At 37.4% G+C, this 15,714-nt stretch carries 14 protein-coding genes; 4 read left to right on the plus strand and 10 right to left on the minus strand.

What is annotated here, in order from left to right; translation table 11 throughout:
* The first annotated feature begins 3 nt into the window (after positions 1-3).
* Positions 4-570, plus strand: coding sequence for a gluconate 2-dehydrogenase subunit 3 family protein (locus tag VL047_RS05990; protein ID WP_325359187.1), 567 nt, complete (start codon positions 4-6; stop codon positions 568-570).
* On the opposite strand, the gene VL047_RS05995 is transcribed toward VL047_RS05990, so the two are convergent.
* Complete coding sequence (locus VL047_RS05995; protein WP_325359188.1) at positions 567-2,666, minus strand: cation-translocating P-type ATPase; 2,100 nt, start codon at positions 2,664-2,666, stop codon at positions 567-569. The genes VL047_RS05990 and VL047_RS05995 overlap by 4 nt on opposite strands.
* Positions 2,667-2,777: 111 nt before the next feature.
* On the opposite strand from VL047_RS05995, the gene VL047_RS06000 reads away from it, so the two are divergent.
* Positions 2,778-3,623: a helix-turn-helix domain-containing protein gene (locus tag VL047_RS06000; protein WP_325359189.1), complete on the plus strand. Its 846-nt coding sequence runs from the start codon at positions 2,778-2,780 to the stop codon at positions 3,621-3,623.
* Here VL047_RS06000 and coaA read toward each other — a convergent pair whose 3' ends face one another.
* The 6 genes from coaA to VL047_RS06030 form a co-directional block, all read right to left on the minus strand.
* Complete coding sequence (gene coaA / locus VL047_RS06005; RefSeq protein WP_325359190.1) at positions 3,624-4,580, minus strand: type I pantothenate kinase; 957 nt, start codon at positions 4,578-4,580, stop codon at positions 3,624-3,626. It abuts the gene before it with no gap.
* 33 nt (positions 4,581-4,613) lie between these two features.
* Positions 4,614-4,994, minus strand: a complete 381-nt coding sequence (locus VL047_RS06010) for a methylglyoxal synthase (RefSeq protein ID WP_325359191.1) — start codon at positions 4,992-4,994, stop codon at positions 4,614-4,616.
* Between the two features lie 4 nt (positions 4,995-4,998).
* Entirely contained in the window at positions 4,999-6,231 is a 1,233-nt protein-coding gene (locus VL047_RS06015) for a nucleoside recognition domain-containing protein (RefSeq protein ID WP_325359192.1), read from the minus strand.
* A gap of 55 nt (positions 6,232-6,286) precedes the next feature.
* Complete coding sequence (locus tag VL047_RS06020; RefSeq protein WP_325359193.1) at positions 6,287-8,188, minus strand: long-chain fatty acid--CoA ligase; 1,902 nt, start codon at positions 8,186-8,188, stop codon at positions 6,287-6,289.
* Positions 8,189-8,251: 63 nt separating this feature from the next.
* Complete coding sequence (locus tag VL047_RS06025) at positions 8,252-8,578, minus strand: iron-sulfur cluster assembly accessory protein (RefSeq protein WP_325359194.1); 327 nt, start codon at positions 8,576-8,578, stop codon at positions 8,252-8,254.
* Between the two features lie 77 nt (positions 8,579-8,655).
* On the minus strand, positions 8,656-9,843 hold the full coding sequence (locus VL047_RS06030; protein WP_325359195.1) for a cysteine desulfurase family protein: 1,188 nt from the start codon (positions 9,841-9,843) through the stop codon (positions 8,656-8,658).
* An 85-nt stretch (positions 9,844-9,928) separates the two neighbouring features.
* Between VL047_RS06030 and mce the strand changes: the two genes are divergently transcribed.
* Positions 9,929-10,342 carry a methylmalonyl-CoA epimerase gene (gene mce / locus VL047_RS06035; RefSeq protein ID WP_325359196.1) on the plus strand — a complete coding sequence of 138 codons (414 nt, stop codon included), beginning with the start codon at positions 9,929-9,931 and terminating at the stop codon, positions 10,340-10,342.
* 2 nt (positions 10,343-10,344) lie between these two features.
* Here mce and VL047_RS06040 read toward each other — a convergent pair whose 3' ends face one another.
* Positions 10,345-12,483: a S46 family peptidase gene (locus VL047_RS06040; RefSeq protein WP_325359197.1), complete on the minus strand. Its 2,139-nt coding sequence runs from the start codon at positions 12,481-12,483 to the stop codon at positions 10,345-10,347.
* 72 nt (positions 12,484-12,555) lie between these two features.
* On the opposite strand from VL047_RS06040, the gene VL047_RS06045 reads away from it, so the two are divergent.
* Positions 12,556-14,343 carry a chloride channel protein gene (locus VL047_RS06045; protein WP_325359198.1) on the plus strand — a complete coding sequence of 596 codons (1,788 nt, stop codon included), beginning with the start codon at positions 12,556-12,558 and terminating at the stop codon, positions 14,341-14,343.
* Position 14,344: 1 nt separating this feature from the next.
* Here VL047_RS06045 and kdsB read toward each other — a convergent pair whose 3' ends face one another.
* Both kdsB and VL047_RS06055 read right to left on the minus strand, forming a co-directional pair.
* A complete protein-coding gene (kdsB, locus tag VL047_RS06050; protein ID WP_325359199.1) occupies positions 14,345-15,091 on the minus strand; it encodes a 3-deoxy-manno-octulosonate cytidylyltransferase in 747 nt (248 codons plus the stop codon).
* A gap of 2 nt (positions 15,092-15,093) precedes the next feature.
* Positions 15,094-15,708: a deoxynucleoside kinase gene (locus tag VL047_RS06055; RefSeq protein WP_325359200.1), complete on the minus strand. Its 615-nt coding sequence runs from the start codon at positions 15,706-15,708 to the stop codon at positions 15,094-15,096.
* Between the last annotated feature and the right edge of the window lie 6 nt (positions 15,709-15,714).

Genomic DNA, 15,714 nt, shown 5'->3' on the forward strand with positions numbered 1-15,714 from the left:
ATCATGAATAGAAGAGAAGCAATTAATCGGGTAGCATTAATTTTTGGTGGTACAATTATAGGTGGACAGTTATTCCTCGAAGGATGTACTCGTCCTGCCACAAAAGAAGTTGCAAGCCTATTTGAAAAAACTCAGACAGACTTCTTAGGAGACATCGCTGATACAATCCTTCCTGCAACAAAAACTCCTGGAGCCAAGGAGGCAGGAGTAGGAGAGTTTATGCCAATAATGGTACGCGACTGCTATACTGAACAAGATCAAAAAACATTTATGGAGGGTCTCTCAAAACTTGAAGAGACCTCCAATACGAAATACAGCAAGAACTTTCAACAGCTGAGTGCTGAGGAAAGAACCGCTCTATTAATTGATCTGGATAAGGAGCAACAAGAATACCACAGAAATAAGAAGGAAGATGAACCCAATCACTATTTCAGAATGATAAAAGAACTGACCATGTTAGGTTACTTTACATCTGAATTAGGTACAACCAAAGCCTTAAGATACAATCCTATCCCTGGACGGTATGATGGAAATATTCCTTATACCAAAGGAGATAGAGCTTGGGCTTAGTCCAGTCTTTTAATCTTTAAACGTAGCGAGTTACCAATAACTACCACATCAGAACATGCCATTGCCAAAGCTGCTAACATTGGGCCTAAAAAGCCCAATGCAGCTAATGGTATTGCGAAAACGTTATAAAAGAAAGCCCAGAATAAGTTCTGTTTAATCGTAATCAATGTATGCTTTCCTACCTTTAATAAGGTGATCACCGATTTAAGATCATTATTAAGCAATACAACTTTAGCAGATTGAATGGCTACCTGACTGGCATTCCCTAATGATATACCCACATCAGCCGTAGTTAAAGCAGGCGCATCGTTAATACCATCCCCAACCATCGCAGTTGTTCCCTTTTCTTTATAAGAATCAATAATATCCAGCTTTTCCTGCGGTAGTTTCTCAGCGTAAACAATTTCAATTCCCAGCTTCTTCGCTACCGATTCACATTTCTCTTTCCGGTCACCGCTTAATAGTATGGGTGTAATCTTTTGTTCTTTTAAAATATCAATCAGCTCTTTGGCATCGGACTTCAATTGATCTTCAATGGAAATTTTTACCAATAAACTATCGTTCCTTTTTAAATAGATATCAAACTCGTCATCTTCCGATCCTAAGATTTTATTAGACCCAATTTCATAGGTATTGCCATCTTTATCAGTAGCTTTTATACCTAATCCTTTAATTTCCTTTACCTCAGTAAATATAAATTTCTTTGTAACCTGATCCTGCAGTTCTTTTACCAGTGATTTTGCAATAGGATGATTAGAATAGCTCTCTAAGCCAACAACAATAGAAGCCGCTTCCTCTTTGCTTATATCAATTACATCCATTGCCTTGATATTGAAATCGCCTGTAGTTAAGGTCCCTGTCTTATCAAAAACCATATATTTCAAGTTGGCCATCTCTTCAACGGTAGCACCGCCTTTGATTAAAACACCTTTTTTTGCTCCTCTACCCAAACCTACCATTACAGCAGTTGGCGTAGCTAATCCCATAGCGCAAGGGCAGGAAATAACCAATACGGCGATGGATCGCATAATTGATTCGCCTAAATCAATATTAAAAGCAAAGTAAGCAAGAATGAAGGTAAGAGCAGAAATTCCTACTACGACGGGTACAAATATACCGGCAACCTTGTCGCCTAATCTTTGAATAGGAGGTTTCGATGATTGGGCACGTTTCATAATCTCAATAATTTGAGAAAGAACGGAGTGCTTTCCAACCTTTGTAGCACTAATTTTAATGGTTCCATGCTCAACTACTGTTCCCCCAATTACTGAATCATATTTTGTCTTTTCGACCGGCACACTTTCTCCGGTTATTAAGGACTCATTGACCGAAGCATCTCCCCATATAATATCACCATCTGCCGGTATTTTATCACCTGTATTGACCAGCAAAATATCCCCACTCTGAATCATCCTTGAGTCAATGACTTCATGTGTTTCGCCTTGAACGCGAGTAGCTTTAACCTGTTGGTATTTAAGCAAATCTTTAATTGCAGAGGTAGTTTGCGAAACAGATCTTTTCTCGAAAAGGTTTCCCAACAATACCAAAGTAATAATTACGGCTGTTGTTTCGTAGAACATGTAATTAGCACCTAACTCAAATATGGTTCCTACTAAACTATATATAAATGCAGAAGTGAATCCGATATAAATAAGAACATCCATATTGGGCATTCCATTCTTAAGTGAGTTAAACGCACTTTTTCCAAAATGCACAGTACCTAATATAAAAACAGGTAAACAAAGAGCAAGCTGGATATAAGGATTATGCAACCAATGGAATGGAAGGAACATATGCGAGAACAGAGGAATCGCGAAGAACAGACTAAAGTAAAAGCGATTCTCTACTTTGTCATAGAATTTTTCCTGCGGAACTTCTTCATGTTCATAAACCTTAAAGCCTAAGCCCTCAATATCTTTTATAATAATGGGTAGCGATGAATCCTCCGCTCCTGAAAACTTAACCTCTTCATTTGCAAAATCAACATGTATATCTTGTAGTCCTTTTTTCTCCAATAATTTATGGACAGAAAGCGCACAGTTATTACAATGCATTCCTGTCACATTTAATTCTACTAAGTCTTGTTCCTGGCTCATGATAGTCTTCTTCTAATTACAATATCAAAATTACAGCAAGCAATTCTTTATTTAGATAATAAAGTCGGGAAATAATGGTACTTTTCACGGAAATTCAGATATTTGGTTCTTATGAAAGATAAATCCATTCCAATTTATAAAAGCTCATCGAATATATTAGATGAGGATGATTTTTTCAATATAAAATGGCTTGATTTGAATATCGATTCATTGGAGAAAATCAAGAAACCGCATCGACATGACTATTTCAGTATTTATTTTTTAATTTCCGGAGAGACCATTCAGTTTATCGATTTTCATGAATATAAGGTTCAGGCCAACGCCTTAATTGTGATGCGACCAGAACAAATCCATTTCCATGTAAAGGCGAAAAATGCGAAACTCCTCCTTATTAACTTCAAAGAGCAATTCTTGATATCCTTACAGAGTAGAAACAATTGGCACGATATATTTGCAACAGATGTTATAGAGCTTGACAGCGATATCATGCATTCCTTTATGAATTTCATCAATTTAATGATTGAGGAGTACGATGAAGACTTAAAGAACAAAGAGATTCTGGCAAAATTATTCAGCGCCTTGTTAGATAAGATCTCTCTCCACCTTAAGAGAAATGATTCTCTTGAGAAAAGAAAAGAATACAACTCCATTTATAAAGGCTTTAAGCAATTGGTAACCGTTCATGCACTTGAAGAAGTCAAGGTAAGTGACTATGCTAAACGTTTATTTGTATCGCCCGGACATTTAAATGATGTAGTTAAAGAGATAACCGGAAAAAACGCAAAAACACTCATCAACGAGCAGCGTATTTTAGAAGCGAAGAGATTGTTATTCTGGACAAACACTCCAATTCGGGAGATAGCATACAAGACAGGGTTTGATGATCCGGCCTATTTTACACGATTTTTTAAGAAGTATACCGGCTTATTACCCAGTGATTTTCAGCAAAAAGACTAATTATATTTTACGGATACTAATTTGTTTAATGGAATGATTTTCATCTTTTTCAAGAATAAGATTAGCACGATAGCGGGTCGGTAAAATATTCTTCAAAAGATTCGGTTTATTGATCTCGTTCCAAATGGATGTAGCAGTGTTTACAGACTCTTCATGGTCCAGAGTAGCATATTTATGAAAATATGAATCTACCTTCTTGAAAGCTGTATCCTTTAGCGACATAAATCGGTCTACATACCATTTTAATAAGTTCTTTTCGTGTGAATGTACATAAATGGAATAGTCGAAGAAATCAGAAACGAAAATCCTTGGACCCTTATGCTTCTTAGATAGATTAACTTGCAACACATTGATTCCTTCAATGATAACAATATCCGGCGAGTCGATTAACTGATCCTGACCCTCCATAATATCATATTCAAGATGAGAATACGTAGGAGCAGAGATTTCTTTTTTGCCCGATTTAATATCAGCCAAAAACCGGATCAGCTTCCTTGTATTATAACTTTCCGGGAAACCCTTTCTGTTTAATATTCCCTTTTCTTCCAAAACGCTATTCGGATAGAGAAAACCATCGGTAGTTATCAGATCCACCTGTGGTTTATTAGGTGCTAATGAAAGCAACTTTTGCAGAACCCTCGCCGTTGTGCTCTTACCCGCTGCTACGCTACCGGCAATACCAATAATGAAAGGAAGTTTATGTGTTCTATCCTTCAAAAACCTACTTACTTCAGAATGGAGTTGTCTTGCTTCATTAATATGAATATTCAGTAAATGACTTAACGGGAAATAAATTTCCTGTATTTCCTGAAGCGTTAATGGCTCATTCAAAGCATTTAGAGAACCAATATCTTCGTTGGATAGATTATAGGATATCGATCCATTTAACTTTCTCCAGCGTTCACGTTTAATCCCAATATAGGGGGAGTATTGTTCGTTCTTATTAAATTGGATCATTATAATAAATTTGCATTTATTTAAAAGCCATATTTATAATTCACTCTGCAAACCCAGCAATATCAACTTAGCAGTACTAGGATTCGTTCCTAATGGTACATTGTGCACATCGCAAATACGCATAAGCATTTGAATATCGGGTTCATGCGGGTGCTTTCCTAGTGGATCTCTAAAGAATAGAACTGCACTTAAATCACCTACTGCAGCCATAGCCGCGATTTGCGCATCACCGCCTTTCGGACCACTTAATTTAAGTTCAACCGGCAGGTTGGTTTCAATAATTCGTTGTCCGGTTGTGCCCGTAGCTATTATATGAAATTTGTTAAGTTTATCATGATTGGCTTTAGCAAATTGAATCATCTCATCTTTTTTCCCATCATGAGCAATTAATGCAATAGTCTTTTTGTTTTCCATAGTATTATCCAAAAAATATATAAGCTACAATTATAGCAGCAATTATCCCAGCTAATTCAGCTAGAAGTGCGCAGGGTAGTGCATGCCTTGTTTTCTTAATAGCAACTGAACCGAAGTACACTGCTAAAACATAAAAAGTCGTTTCTGTAGAACCTTGAATCACACAGGCCACTCTGGAAGCAAAGTCGTCTGCACCATTAGCATTCATTAATTCAACCATTAACCCCCGGGCGCCGCTTCCGCTTAACGGTTTCATAAATGCCACCGGTAATGCCTCTACAAATCGGGTATCCGCACCAAACCAAGCTACAATTGAACTAACTCCCTCAACAAGGTAATCCATTACTCCAGCCTCTCGAAATACACCTACAGCAACTAAAATACCCACTAAATAAGGGATTATTTTTATTGCTACCTCAAAGCCTTCCTTAGCACCATCTATAAAGTTTTCATATACATTTATTTTTCGGTACATCGCCAAGGCAATAAATGATACAATGATTGCAAACAGCGTAACATTTCCTCCAACTTTTGAAATCGTACTGATTTGCTCTTGTGGCAATGTGTTAAAGTAAAATAATAAACCACCGATAAACAAGGATATACCTCCTAAATAGGCAAGAATTACTTTGTTAAATAGATTGATCTTCTGATAAATAGCTACCGTTATTAACCCTACAATGGTAGAAAAGAACGTAGCGATAAGAATAGGTATAAAAATATCAGCAGGGTCGGCCGCACCTGCTTCCTTTCTATAGGCCATGATACTAATGGGTAATAGTGTTAAACTAGAGGCATTTAACACCAAAAACATAATCTGAGCATTGGTCGCTGTCTCCTTATCAGGATTCAGTTCCTGCAATTCTTTCATAGCCTTTAAGCCTAATGGAGTAGCAGCATTATCCAATCCCAACATATTCGCTGAAAAGTTCATTAGGATAGAGCCCAAAGCAGGGTGGTTTTTAGGAATTTCAGGAAACAATTTATGAAAGAATGGACTAACGGCTTTTGAAAAGAGCTGAACCATTCCTCCCTTTTCACCAATTTTCATAATCCCTAACCAAAAGGCCATTAAGCCAATTAATCCCAATGAAATCTCTGCGGCTACTCTTGCACTATCGAATGTTCCTGTGATAATACGTTGGAATATCTCAACATCGCCAAGGAAAATAAGTTTAAATAGGGCAACGACAAATGCGATAAGAAAAAATGAGATCCAGACGTAATTTAAAGCCATATTGACGATTGAGTCAGTAAATGTAAGATTTTAATCAGCTAAATAAAATCAGATTCTAATCACTTTTATAAAGTTCATCAATTTCTTTTGCGTATTTTTTCTCAATCACTCTTCGTTTGGCTTTCATTGTAGGGGTGAGCTCTCCTTCATCAATAGAGAATGGATTGCGTTTAACCAAGAACTTTTTAATCCGTTCAAACTTAGCTAATTCGTTCGATAGCTTTGTTATATCTTCACTAAGCCAGCTGAAGATATCTGCATCTGAAATAAATTGCTCAGGCTTTTCAAAGAAATCTTTTTTGATATTGAGATTCGCCATCAAATTCTCCTGCGACGGAACTATGATGGCTGTAATATATTCTCGTTTATCACCTATTAGAAATATCTGTTCTATTTTCGGACTTTTTAGATAGGTATTTTCGACCGGAGTAGGATAGATATTTTTACCAAGCGAATTAACCAGCATATTCTTTAAACGGTCGGTAATCTGAAGGTTGCCTTTATAAAATCTTCCTATATCTCCTGTATGGAGCCAACCTTCTTTATCAATTACATTGGCTGTTTCTTCTGGCTTATTCCAATAGCCTTTCATAACACAATGTCCGCGAATGATAATTTCGCCTTCCGCACATTCAAATGAAGGATCAAAAGAATCAAAACTTTGAACGGTATAAATCTCATTCGTTTCATAGTTTTGAATTGCTATCTCAATACGAGGCACAACTCTTCCTACTGTACCGTACACTTGTCGGTCATATTCCGTGATTGATACTACAGGTGATGTTTCTGTTAAACCAAAACCTTCCAATACTTTTATACCCAAATCACCGAAAAACTCACCAACGTTTTGAGATAAGGCACCACCTCCAGAAATAAGAAATTTAAGCCTGCCGCCTGTTTTCGCTTTTATTTTACTGAATACCAGGCGTTCTGCAATACGCTGTCTTAAGAGTAAGACAGGACCTGCTTGTTTACCATTTTCCTGTACCTCCCTAAACTCTTTTCCAACTGCCAAAGCCCATGTAAATATCTTAGCTTTCATGCCGCCTCCTTGCGTGCCCCCTTGAATTGCTTTATCATGAATACGTTCTAATAAACGTGGTACACAGTTTAATACAGTAGGTCTAACCTCTTCCATGTTTTTGGCAAGCAGCTCTAAACTTTGTGCAAAAGCAATTCGACAACCGCAAGCAAAACATATATGATAAGTTGCAGTTCTTTCAAAAACATGCGAAAGAGGAAGAAAGGATAGAAATAAATCAGTTGGCTCAATAACAGGGATCAAATCCAAGCTTGCGCGAACATTATTCACAAGGTTTGAATGCGTAAGCATAACACCCTTTGGTATTCCTGTAGTTCCGGAAGTATAAATAAGGGTAGATAAATCTGATGGGATGATGGCTTCACAAGCTGCAATAATTTGCCTTTTATAATCCGGATACACCTTCTTACCCTCTTCAATAAGCGAAGAAAAAGAACTTACACCAACCTTTAAATGCGCATCTTTTACTATTTTTTCATAATCATCAAATGCTGTAATAATCCGTGTTAATGATTCACAGCTATTGACGATTTTAATAATTTTTTTCAATAGAAAATGACTCCCTACTAAAATTATTTTTGCACCACTATCATTCAAGATATATTCCGTATCATTTTCTGGAAGAGTAGGATAGATCGATACATTGATCGCACCGATTTGTTGGAGGCCTTGGTCAAAGTAAAGGTACGTCGGGCTATTTTCAATTAATAAGGCAACTCGGTCACCTTTCTGTATTCCTATTGAAATTAGGTAAGCTGAAACCGCGTTGATATACTCGTATGCAGTTTTATATGATATTTCTGTCCATTCCTGTCCAATTTTCTCCAGCAGAAAAGAATGATCTTCCGAATGGATGTTTTTAACGACATTGCGTAGCAAGTCCGGCACTGTCATTTCTGGCGTAACAGGATTCATATTTTCTATGTTTATAGGTCATTACAAACATAGAAAAAAAATAATCTAAAGAAAATTAAGGATTTAAACAGCGAAACTTTCCCCACAAGCACATGAACGAGAAGCATTCGGATTATTAAAGACGAAACCTTTACCGGTTAGTCCATCCGAAAAATCCAATTCAGTACCAGCTAAATAAAGAAAGGATTTAATATTTAATACTAGTTTGATCCCCTTATCTTCAAATACTTGGTCGTCCTTTTGTTCTTGATTGTCGAAGTCTAATTTGTATGTCAAACCTGAACAACCTCCACTATCAACGGCAACGCGAACGAAATAAGAAGGATCGTAATTCTCTTCTTTCATTACTTCTTCTACACGTTGCTTGGCTTTATCAGTAATTGTAATCATAGTTATTAAATAGTTTTACAAATATCGACATTATTTATTTAAGCAAACAATTCTTTAGTCATCCTAAAATGAAATTACTATTCAATTAATCCCCTTTTAAACAGTTGCCAGGCTGGAGATTCATCTCTAAGTTCTTTTACTTTTTGTGAAACCAGCGTAATTGCCTGATCAATTTCTTCTTTCGTATTGAATCTTCCCAAACTAAAACGCAAAGAAGCATGTGCATCGTCTTTACTGAGCCCCATTGCCAATAAAACATGCGAAGGATCCAGCGAACTTGTAGAACATGCAGAGCCAGAAGCCATAGCAATATTACCCAGACTTACCATAATATGTTCTGCCTTTAAAAATCTAAAGGTAATATTAGTTACATGCGATAATCTACTATTAGTAAGTCCATTAACACTTGTAGCTTCAAGCTCTAATAGAGATTCTTGTAAGTGATCTCTTAATATTTCCTCCCGCTTACTTTCTTCCAGCATACTCTCTTTACAAAGTAAAGCTGCAGCACCCAGGCCAACAATCCCAGGAACATTCAAGGTTCCTCCTCTCAAGCCATTCTCCTGTCCGCCACCCATCATCAAAGGCTCTAGTTGAATCCTTTTCGACTTTCTTTTTACATAAAGAGCACCCACTCCTTTAGGCCCATAGATCTTATGTGCACTGAAAGCCATCATATCGATTCCTGCATTTTTTAACGAAATAGGCAATTTACCAACCGCTTGTGTCGCATCGCAAAAGAAAAGCACTTTATTTTCTGATGCGATATCTGCAATGTCTTTAATAGGGTGAATAACACCGGTTTCATTATTAGCATACATCAATGCAATGAGAACCGTGTCTTTTCGAATGGCATTTTTTAAATCCTGTAGGTCGATATTTCCGTGATTATCTACTGCTAAATAAGTCACTTCTGCACCTTGTTTTTCAAGCGAACGACATACATCTAAGACAGCTTTATGCTCGGTTTGACAGGTGATAATATGCTTACCAATGGATTGATATCGGCTATATATGCCTTTAATGGCAATATTGATAGATTCCGTAGCTCCGGAAGTAAAGGTTATTTCCCGGTCTTCCACACCAATTAAATCTGCAACCCTTTGTCGGGCTGTTTGTACTGCTTCTGCAGCTATTAATCCAAATTTATGATTTGTACTAGAGGCGTTTCCGTAGTTTCCCGTAAGGTAAGGCATCATCTCCTGTAAAACTCTTGGGTCAATCTGTGTTGTTGCATTATTATCTAAATAAATAGAAGCTACCATCACGATTTATTTATTTTTAAAAAGATTGTGAACTTTTATATGTTAATTAAGCAAATTTGATGAATTAATTCTATTTAAAACAACGATGGAGAAAATTGAACACATAGGCATAGCCGTTAAGGATCTGGATCAAGCAATTAAGAACTACGAACAGCTATTACAAAGCCCCTGCTATAAAACTGAAACCGTTGAAAGTGAATATGTTAAAACAGCGTTCTTTAAAGTGGGAGAGAGTAAGATTGAATTGTTGCAAGCATTAAATAATGAAGGCCCTATCCATCAATTCATCGAAAAAAGGGGAGAGGGTATGCATCATATTGCCTATGAAGTAGAAGATATTAAAAAAGAAATGGCACGTCTTAAAGAAACTGGATCCCGTTTATTAAACGAGGAACCTAAAAAAGGTGCGGATGATAAATGGGTATGCTTTATTCATCCAAAAGATAATAATGGCGTGCTAACCGAGCTGGTTCAGTCGATTAGCACATCCAATTTGTAAAATCAGATACCGATTTCTTTTAATAGGAAATCAGCATGATCAATTTTATCAGCTACCCAAAGCACATAGCGTATATCAACACCAATTGAGCGACTATAGCTTTCATTCCATGCAAAATCATTAATGGTTGCATCGTAAGCACGGTCAAAGTTGACACCAATCAACTCTCCCTTAGAATTCATAATTGGCGAACCAGAATTTCCTCCGGTTGTATCCATATTGTATAAGAGGTTGACAGGTACATCGCCCAACTCTTTCATTGCATAGGGTCCGAAATCCTTAGCTTCCCAAACTTCTCTGATTTTCGAAGGGTAGCGGAAATCAGGCAGACCAAGCTGTCCTTTTTCAATAATACCACGGATTGTCGTAAATGGCTTTACATAGGTTGCATCAGCAGGAGAATATCCACGTATATAACCATAGGTTAAACGCAAGGTGCTATTAGCATCCGGAATAAAGTCCCTTTTTTGAAACTGTTCCTTCACTGCCACATAATCACCCATTAGCTGATTTAAAACACCCTCTCTTCTGTCCATTTCAGGTTTTAATGCCAATTGTTGAGTTTCAAGATCCTTCTGGAAAAGTAACAGATTATCCGAATAATCACTAAGCGACTTTGGAGATCGTAAAAGTTTAGTGAATACAAAATCCTTATCCTTTAATTTACTTTCAGATAAAGATGCATTTGCAAAAGCAATCAGATTTGATCTTTTCCCTACAGCGGTAACCGGTTGATTATTAGAAAATTTAGACGCATCCAATAGCATTTTAGTGAAGATAGCACTGTCTGCACTAAAGTTATAACTTTCATAAAGACTATTCAGAATATCTGTAAGGCGCGGTAAATTACGTTGAAATGTTTCCTCCTTGTTATCACTGCTTTCTACTGCCAATTTAAAAGCATTCAGCTGTCTTGCTACATTCAGTAAACGAGTACTTGAATAGATCTGATTAAACCATAGATCACGCTCAGCATCGCTGAAAATATCCTTATAAAGATTATCAATATCAGTCATCAGACTTCCGTATTTGCCTTTTAAGCTAGCGTCATTCTCAATAAACTGTGCCAGTGCCAAATCCTCTTCTTGTTTACTTTTAAGAAGCTCGATCGACTTTAAGCCCTTCATCTTACCGCGGTAGTTTTTCATCACGTTCGCATTGCTTTTAATACGTGTGGCCAAACTAATTTCAATTGCCCGATCATCTTTACCAGCCTTCATCATTTCGTTGTTTTGAAAATCATAAAGAGCGGCTGTGTAGGGAAGTAAGAATTTTTCCTGATATTCAATGTATTGAGCCGGACGATGTCTGAATGTTCTGCCCGGGTAGCCTAATATAAAAGCAAAATCTTCCTCTTTCACCCCATTTGGATTTACCTTTAAGAACTTCTTAGGCTTGTATGGAACATTATCAACGGAATAAGCCGCTGGTGAACCATCAGGCGCTACATAAGCACGTAGAAAAGAGAAATCTCCTGTATGTCTTGGCCATATCCAGTTATCCGTATCTCCTCCAAACTCACCTATAATTTGCTGAGGTATATATACTAAGCGTACATCTTCAATGGTTTTATATCGGAAAAGAACATAGCTCTTACCGATAAACATTTCCGATACTTCAGCCTTTATCGAAGGATCTTTTTCCTCTGCTTCTTTCGCAATATTTAAACGTTCCTGTGTAATCAGGTGAATTCTTTCAGCAGGATCTGTCGATGATTGAGCAGCTTGCAGTACCCGATTCGATACATCTTCATAACTATCCGTAATACGAATCGTTAAGCCTTGTGCTTGTATTTCATGTTCCTTTTGACGAGCTACAAAACCATTCGTTAAGTAATCGTTTTCAGGTGTACTTGCCAGGCGCACAGCACCAAAAGCACAATGATGGTTAGTAATGATTAAGCCCTCATCTGATATAAAAGAACCCGTACAGCCACCTACACGTACCAAAGCATCAACTAAACCCACCTGTCCGGGATTAAAAATATCAGTCTGACTAATTTCCAGTCCGGCTTTCTTTAAATCAACTCGATTTAAATCGCTCAAAGGAAACATTCCCTCATCCAGGAATGTAAATGAATAGGTACCAACACTTGCAAACAGTAGAAATATGACCAGTACTTTTTTACTAAAAATCTTCATAAACATTATTCAATATATTCCGTTTAATTAACTTAGCAAAGTTAACAATACATCCATAATTAAGTCGTATGAATGATTAAAGAAGCTACAGCCATTGCTAACAGGTTAAATCAGTGGAGGATACAGCGGATATCCAACAAAAATTTCTTAATAATATTAGCCGTAATAGTCGGCATTACAGGAGGTTTAGCTGCCTCTGCGCTAAAAGCACTCACCCTATATATTGCCACAATCTTACAAAACGACGTTTCTTGGGATTTCAGAGGTTATCTCTATTTGTTCTTCCCTTTAATCGGTATTATGCTAAGCGTTCTCTATGTTCGCAAGTTTATAAGGGCAAAAAAGATGGAACATGGCATTACACCCATTCTGTATTCCATCTCCAATAAATCAAGCAGAATGCCTGTGCACAATGTTTATTCGCAAATCATTACCAGTGCACTAACAGTCGGTTTTGGTGGTTCAGCAGGTTTAGAGGCACCCATTGTTGCAAGCGGTTCAGCTATCGGATCTAATATCGGACGGTTTTTCGGATTGAATTACCGTGAAGTTACCATGTTATTGGCCTGTGGTGCTGCAGCTGGAATTGCAGGAGCATTTAACAGTCCGGTAGCAGGAATGGTATTCGCCATAGAGATCCTCCTTCCTGAATTCTCAATTCCTGCCTTTATTCCTTTGTTAATTGCCGCAGCAACCTCATCTGTAGTATCCAGACTGCTGTATAGTGAACCATTATTCTATCTTGTAACCGATAGCTGGGCATTCGATGCTTTGTTCTTTTATATTCTATTAGCTCTATGCGTTGGCCTCTTTTCTGTATTTTTCAATAAATTAAATCATGCTGCCAAGGGATGGTTTCAAAAAATCAGCAATCAATATCATCGAGTTATCATCAGCGGATTGGTATTGGGAGTGATGATCTTTATATTTCCAGCTTTATATGGCGAAGGTTATCTAGCTATACAAGAATTATTGGCTGGGAAAAGTACTTCCTTATTGGGCAATAGTATATTCGCAAGCTATCAGAATATTGGCTGGCTAGTTTTTGTATATGCTCTTGTAACTGTTTTTGCAAAAGCCTATTCAACAGTAATAACCTTACATAGTGGTGGTAATGGTGGTAATTTCGGGCCTAGTTTGGTGATGGGAGGTATACTGGGTTTTGCATTTGCTTACGGCATTAATTTAACCGGACTGGTTGAATTAAGCGTTGCTAATTTCATTGTAGCAGGAATGGCAGGGGCCTTGAGCGGAATTATGCATGCACCCCTCACAGGAATATTTCTTATAGTTGAAATCACAGGAGGATATGCTTTAATGGTTCCTCTAATGATTGTTTCGGCCATTACTTATTTTATCAATAAAAGTGTCCTGAAATATTCAATATACACACAAGCTTTAGCTGAGTCTGGCGATTGGCTTCCTCATGAGGATAGAGATAAAACAGTTTTAAAAATGATGAAACTGCGTTATGTCCTGGAACGAAACTTTACCATCTTACATCCCGATGAAAAACCAATGGACAGACGCTTGGATATTCTTCATACGAAACGAAATATCTTTCCGGTAGTTGATGATAATCAAACCTTAATAGGTGTTATCTACAGCGAAAAACTCTTTGAGATATTGATAGGCGAGGCGTCGGCAGATAAAACAATGAAAGAACTTGCTCAACCTCCTCAGGATATTATACGTATTGATGCCAATATGTATGAAGTTATGCGGAAAATGGATCGTGAAGACATCTGGATACTCCCTGTAACCGATGCAAATAATAAGTATCTTGGATTTATATCTAAATCAGCAATATTCAATAAATACCGTGCCTTGTTAATGCGTTTAGGCAATTATCTGGAGTAATTTACAAGAAGTCTTTAAATTCTTTTAATGCGAGGGTGATATCATCCGGACTGTCGATACCATACGATTGATAGCTTGTTTCGGCAGTCTGAATAGAATAACCATTCTCTAACCAACGCAATTGCTCCAATGCCTCTGCCTTTTCAAGTGAAGATATTGGCAGTTGAGGTAGTTTCTGTAGAGTTTTTACGTCAAAGCCATAAATTCCGATATGCTTAAAATAAGCTTGCTTTTCCAGCCATTCATTTTCGGGAATATCTCGCTGATAAGGAATCGTATTTCTGCTGAAATACAAAGCCTTTCCATTGCTATCTATCACCACTTTAGGTGTATTGTGATTAAAGAGTTCCTGATAGCTGTCTACCTTTTTAACAAGGGTTGCTATTTCAGTTCCAGGAGTATTAAAACATGCAGCCAGTAAGTCAATTTGCTCTGGCTGTATAAACGGTTCATCTCCTTGAATATTGATAACAATGTCGGCATCCGGAAAATGATTAGCCGCTTCAGCACAGCGATCTGTTCCGCTACTATGTGTTCTGGAAGTAAGAATAACATTTCCACCAAAAGACTGTACGTGATTCGCTATTCTATCATCATCTGTAGCTACTACAGCTTCATTTAAACTCTTGGATAGCAGGCATCTTTCATACACCCGTTGAATCATTGATTTACCTGCAATATCAACCAGCGGTTTTCCGGGGAAACGACTTGAAGCATAGCGGGCGGGGATAATACCAATGATATTCATGATTAAAACAAACCGTTTATTTCTCGATTCACACTATCCAATACATAAGATAAATCGTCCGTGTTATTCTCGAAATCCAGTTTATCTTTATCGAGAACCAACAACTTCCCGCCATCATAAGAGCTAATCCATTTTTCATACTTATCGTTCAATTTCGACAAATAATCTAAACGAATACCAGCCTCATAATCGCGGCCACGTAATTGAATATTATCAACCAAGGTAGGGACAGAAGCTCTCAAATATATTAGCAGATCTGGAGGTTGAATAAACTCTAAAACACTTTCAAAAATATTGCTGTAATTCTGAAAATCGCGAGCCGTCATCAAACCCATATCATGCAGGTTTTCTGCAAAAATATAGGCATCCTCATAAATAGTACGATCTTGTATAATGTTCCTTTGCACTTTTTGAAGCTCCAGCATATGACGGAACCGACTATTCAAAAAGAAAATTTGAAGGTTAAACGACCAGCGTTTCATATCATTGTAAAAATCTTCCAGATAAGGATTATGCTCTACAGCCTCAAACTGAGGCTCATATCCCATGTGTTTAGATAACAAACGAGTAAGAGTAGTTTTACCCGCGCCGATATTTCCAACAATCGCTATATGCATGTTTTT

Source organism: Albibacterium sp., from assembly GCF_035514885.1.
Classification (GTDB): domain Bacteria; phylum Bacteroidota; class Bacteroidia; order Sphingobacteriales; family Sphingobacteriaceae; genus Albibacterium.

Excerpts from the sequence above, each read along its gene's own strand:
- mce (WP_325359196.1), top strand. The coding sequence starts at position 9,929 with ATGGAGAAAATTGAACACATAGGCATAGCCGTTAAGGATCTGGATCAA.
- VL047_RS05995 (WP_325359188.1), bottom strand. The coding sequence starts at position 2,666 with ATGAGCCAGGAACAAGACTTAGTAGAATTAAATGTGACAGGAATGCAT.
- coaA (WP_325359190.1), bottom strand. The coding sequence starts at position 4,580 with ATGATCCAATTTAATAAGAACGAACAATACTCCCCCTATATTGGGATT.
- VL047_RS06010 (WP_325359191.1), bottom strand. The coding sequence starts at position 4,994 with ATGGAAAACAAAAAGACTATTGCATTAATTGCTCATGATGGGAAAAAA.
- VL047_RS06030 (WP_325359195.1), bottom strand. The coding sequence starts at position 9,843 with ATGGTAGCTTCTATTTATTTAGATAATAATGCAACAACACAGATTGAC.
- VL047_RS06000 (WP_325359189.1), top strand. The coding sequence starts at position 2,778 with ATGAAAGATAAATCCATTCCAATTTATAAAAGCTCATCGAATATATTA.
- kdsB (WP_325359199.1), bottom strand. The coding sequence starts at position 15,091 with ATGAATATCATTGGTATTATCCCCGCCCGCTATGCTTCAAGTCGTTTC.
- VL047_RS06045 (WP_325359198.1), top strand. The coding sequence starts at position 12,556 with ATGATTAAAGAAGCTACAGCCATTGCTAACAGGTTAAATCAGTGGAGG.
- VL047_RS06015 (WP_325359192.1), bottom strand. The coding sequence starts at position 6,231 with ATGGCTTTAAATTACGTCTGGATCTCATTTTTTCTTATCGCATTTGTC.
- VL047_RS05990 (WP_325359187.1), top strand. The coding sequence starts at position 4 with ATGAATAGAAGAGAAGCAATTAATCGGGTAGCATTAATTTTTGGTGGT.
- VL047_RS06040 (WP_325359197.1), bottom strand. The coding sequence starts at position 12,483 with ATGAAGATTTTTAGTAAAAAAGTACTGGTCATATTTCTACTGTTTGCA.
- VL047_RS06020 (WP_325359193.1), bottom strand. The coding sequence starts at position 8,188 with ATGAATCCTGTTACGCCAGAAATGACAGTGCCGGACTTGCTACGCAAT.
- VL047_RS06025 (WP_325359194.1), bottom strand. The coding sequence starts at position 8,578 with ATGATTACAATTACTGATAAAGCCAAGCAACGTGTAGAAGAAGTAATG.
- VL047_RS06055 (WP_325359200.1), bottom strand. The coding sequence starts at position 15,708 with ATGCATATAGCGATTGTTGGAAATATCGGCGCGGGTAAAACTACTCTT.